The 3,919-nt window shown below is 48.8% G+C and carries 3 protein-coding genes, 3 tRNA genes and 1 rRNA gene (1 of these 7 cut by a window edge); 1 reads left to right on the top strand and 6 read right to left on the bottom strand.

All coding sequences use genetic code 11. From position 1 onward, the window contains the following. Window positions 1–30: transfer RNA gene (locus tag HMPREF3119_RS19460), tRNA-Ser, on the bottom strand (it extends 46 nt beyond the left edge of the window). 16 nt (window positions 31–46) lie between these two features. Beyond that, window positions 47–122 (bottom strand) — tRNA-Thr (locus tag HMPREF3119_RS18535). Between the two features lie 386 nt (window positions 123–508). On the opposite strand from HMPREF3119_RS18535, the gene coaA reads away from it, so the two are divergent. Then, window positions 509–1,453 carry a type I pantothenate kinase gene (coaA, locus tag HMPREF3119_RS18530; RefSeq protein ID WP_004238689.1) on the top strand — a complete coding sequence of 315 codons (945 nt, stop codon included), beginning with the start codon at window positions 509–511 and terminating at the stop codon, window positions 1,451–1,453. A 28-nt stretch (window positions 1,454–1,481) separates the two neighbouring features. On the opposite strand, the gene birA is transcribed toward coaA, so the two are convergent. From birA to HMPREF3119_RS18510, 4 genes are all read right to left on the bottom strand, one after another. After that, window positions 1,482–2,462, bottom strand: a complete 981-nt coding sequence (gene birA, locus HMPREF3119_RS18525; protein ID WP_004238687.1) for a bifunctional biotin--[acetyl-CoA-carboxylase] ligase/biotin operon repressor BirA — start codon at window positions 2,460–2,462, stop codon at window positions 1,482–1,484. After that, the gene (gene murB, locus HMPREF3119_RS18520; protein ID WP_070580528.1) at window positions 2,459–3,496 is read right to left on the bottom strand and encodes a UDP-N-acetylmuramate dehydrogenase; all 1,038 of its coding nucleotides are present in this window, start codon (window positions 3,494–3,496) and stop codon (window positions 2,459–2,461) included. The genes birA and murB overlap by 4 nt, the downstream gene beginning before the upstream one ends. A gap of 139 nt (window positions 3,497–3,635) precedes the next feature. Then, window positions 3,636–3,751: ribosomal RNA gene (gene rrf / locus HMPREF3119_RS18515) — 5S ribosomal RNA — on the bottom strand. Between the two features lie 34 nt (window positions 3,752–3,785). After that, a tRNA-Thr gene (locus HMPREF3119_RS18510) sits at window positions 3,786–3,861 on the bottom strand. Window positions 3,862–3,919: the final 58 nt, after the last annotated feature.

The following is a 3,919-nucleotide window of genomic DNA, read 5'->3' as shown; positions in this document are numbered from 1 at the left end:
TGCTCCCTTTGGCCGCTTGGGTATCCCACCTTTCCAAATTGTTAAATGGTGCCGGCACCAAGAGTCGAACTCGGGACCTACTGATTACAAGTCAGTTGCTCTACCAACTGAGCTATGCCGGCATCAAGTGCTGCGCATTCTATGGAGACTTTGCGCAGGATGCAACAAAAAAATCGCTGAAATTGTTCTTTTGCTCACAAAGTGGACATTCTTCCGTATTTTGCTGTTTTTTTCAATAGGTAATGTACAAATTAGCAGCGATACTTATCACTTAAACTCTCAGTAATCACACAGATGGACTACCGTAAAAACCAATAATCCGCTTATTTTTGACTCCTTGTTTATGTCATGTGCAATGTAATTTATGTCCGCGACATCAAAAAAAATGCATTTTTTCAAAAAAATTGCTACGCCTGACTCTCATCTCTCGCTATGATGCGATTTATTTTCAGCCGGTACGGGTATTAATGACCTGTCCAACCTGCGTAATAAAGGCAGCTGTTGGTTTATGTATAAAGAAAAATCGCTCTCTCCTTATCTCCATTTCAGCCGCAGTCAGTGGGCGACCCTGCGTAACTCCGTTCCGATGACGTTGTCTGAGCAGGAAATTGACGATCTGCGCGGTATCCACGATGAAATCTCGATTGATGAAGTTATCGCGATTTATCTGCCACTGTCCCGTCTGCTGAACTTCTATATCAGCTCAAACCTGCGCCGTCAGGCCGTACTGGAGCAGTTCCTCGGCAGAAATGAAGCGAAAGTCCCTTATGTGATTGGTATTGCCGGCAGTGTGTCAGTCGGAAAAAGTACCACCGCCCGGTTATTGCAGGCGCTACTGAGCCGCTGGCCGGAACATCGCAAAGTGGATTTGATTACCACTGATGGTTTTCTTCATCCCAATTCTGTGCTGAATGAACGCGGTATTATGAAGAAGAAAGGATTCCCTGAATCCTATGACATGCATAATCTGGTGCGTTTCGTTTCTGAAGTGAAATCCGGTACCCCGCGGGTTCTGGCGCCGGTTTATTCACATCTGACCTATGACATTATCCCGGATAAACAGTTAGTGGTTGAGCAGCCGGATATCGTGATCCTGGAAGGCCTGAATGTGCTGCAGAGCGGGATGGATTATCCGGAAGCCATGCACCATGTGTTCGTGTCCGATTTTGTGGATTTCTCTATTTATGTGGATGCGCCGGAAGAATTACTGAAGAGCTGGTATATCGGGCGGTTCCTGAAATTCCGTCAGGGCGCATTCAGTGATCCTAATTCCTATTTCCATCACTATGCGCAACTTGAGGAAAGTGAGGCCGTCAGCATTGCCTCAACAATCTGGGATGAGATTAACGGCCTGAATCTGCATGAAAATATTCTGCCGACCAGAGAGCGGGCCAGCCTGGTGATGACCAAAGGCACCAATCATATGGTGACCAATGTGAAACTGCGGAAATAATCAGTTTTTCTGTTAAAAATAAACCGGCTCAGGCCGGTTTATTTTTTGAATTCACACCGCGAAGTGATATTTCTCCGCCGATATAGGGGGTAATTTCACCAAACTGATCTAATAACAAAGCACCCTGCCCGTTTATCCCTCTGGAAACGCCAAAGACCTCACGCTCACCAATAATCAGTTTTACTTCACGATTAAGGTAATTATCAAAAGCATACCAGCGTTCAATAAACGGGGTCAGTCCGCTTTTTTCGAACAAGTGCAACGCATCTGTCAGATGTTTAATAAACTCTGCAGATAATATATTACGGTCGATCTGAATACCGGATTGCTGCAGATTGATCCACTGCTGGCCAATCTGATCTGTACCGCTGCTTTCCATGGTCAGGTTAATCCCGATCCCGATAACCACATGCGCGGCATCCCCGGTTTTTCCCTGAAGTTCGACCAGAATACCGGCCAGTTTTTTGTCATCCAGATATAAGTCATTCGGCCATTTGACTTTTACACCGGTCGCACCCAGCTCATGCAGTGTCTCAGCAAGCACAATACCGACTACCAGACTCAGCCCGATAGCCGCTGCGGGTCCCTGCTCAAGACGCCAGTACAGAGAAAGATACAGATTGCGGCCAAACGGAGAGATCCACTGCCGCCCGCGGCGACCGCGTCCGGCATACTGGTATTCCGCCACACAGGCATCACCGGATGTCAGTTCCCCGACTTTATCCATCATATGCTGATTGGTGGAACCTATGACCGGCAGCACTTCGACATTTCGCCCGGGCAGCAGCGTGCGGATAACATCGGGCTGTAACAGATTCATCGGTGCAAAGAGGCGGTAACCCTTACCGGTGACCGTTTCCATCTCTATCCCCATCTCACGTAAGGTGCGGATATGCTTATTAACTGCAGCCCGGGTCATCCCCAGCTTATCGCCGAGTTGTTCACCGGAATGGAACTCACCGTCAGATAAAATGCCGATCAGCGTCAGCGGTACACTGTAATCTTTCATGCGATAGCCTCTGTGGCACTGATTTCACCGTCCGTACCGATAAAACGGACTTCCGGCTCCAGCTGAACCCCGAAACGGGCAGCAACCTGCTGACGGACATAACGGGCGAGACGGATAACATCATCACCTGTTGCATTATCACGGTTGATTAATACCAGCGCCTGATTCATATGCACAGCTGCACCGCCTTCCTGATGGCCTTTCAGTTGACACTGGTCGATAAGCCAGCCGGCAGCGAGTTTGATTCCGTCTGCCACCACATACTGCGGGCAGTCAGGATACTGTGCTTTGATTTTCTGCGCACACTCAGCAGTCACAACCGGATTTTTAAAAAAGCTGCCTGCATTGCCGGTTACAGCCGGATCCGGCAGTTTGCTCATCCGCATCTGACAGACCATATCAAATACCTGCTGAGGTGTGACAGTCGCTGGATCCAGCGATTTCAAATCACCGTAGCTCAGATTCGGTTTCCATACTTTCGGCAGTTTCAGTCCCACCGCTGTGATAGCATATCCCTGCTGATAATCATGTTTGAAAATACTGTCACGGTAGCCAAAGCGACATTCCTCTGCAGTCAGGCGTGTTGTCTGCCCGTCTGACAGAGAGGTGACATCCACATAGTCACATACGTCTTTAAATTCGGTACCGTATGCCCCGATATTCTGAATCGGTGCAGTACCGGCACAGCCCGGGATCAGCGCCAGGTTTTCCATGCCGTAAATACTGTTCGCCAGCATCCAGCGGATTAATTCATGCCAGTTTTCGCCGGCACCAACTTCGATAAACCAGGCATCCGGTGTTTCCCGGACGGTCTTGCCGGGGATCCGGTTAATGACAACGGTGCCATTGAAATTCTCAGTAAACAGTACATTACTGCCGCCGCCTAACAGCAGGAAGGGGGATTTTTCCGTTTGTGCAGCCAGCCATAAGCGGCAGAGATCAGAAATGGTCTCTGCGACATCAATATGCCGGGCACCGGCTTCGATACCAAATGTATGTAACTGGCGGAGTGAATCAGCAGGTTTGAGGGACATAATGAAAAACTCATCTGACAAATATGCTGTCTAGTTTATCAGTCCGCAGACGCGGATCCCAGCACTGCGGGAATTTGTATTTTGGCGGACTGCAAATGCAAAAAAGCCACTCAGATGAGTGGCTTTCTTTAAATATAAAACCTGGCGGTTCCCTACTCTCACATGGGGAGACCCCACACTACCATCGGCGCTACGGCGTTTCACTTCTGAGTTCGGCATGGGGTCAGGTGGGACCACCGCGCTACGGCCGCCAGGCAAATTTTTTTCAATTTCTGCCGAACTAAATTAATGGTGCTGATACCCAGATTCGAACTGGGGACCTCACCCTTACCAAGGGTGTGCTCTACCAACTGAGCCATATCAGCAAAAATCTGCGCTTTTGCACAGACTTTAAATAATAACCTGGCGGTTCCCTACTCTCAC

It is taken from the genome of Morganella sp. HMSC11D09, from assembly GCF_001807955.1.
Classification (GTDB): domain Bacteria; phylum Pseudomonadota; class Gammaproteobacteria; order Enterobacterales; family Enterobacteriaceae; genus Morganella; species Morganella morganii.
This window is presented reverse-complemented; position numbering and strand designations above follow the sequence as displayed.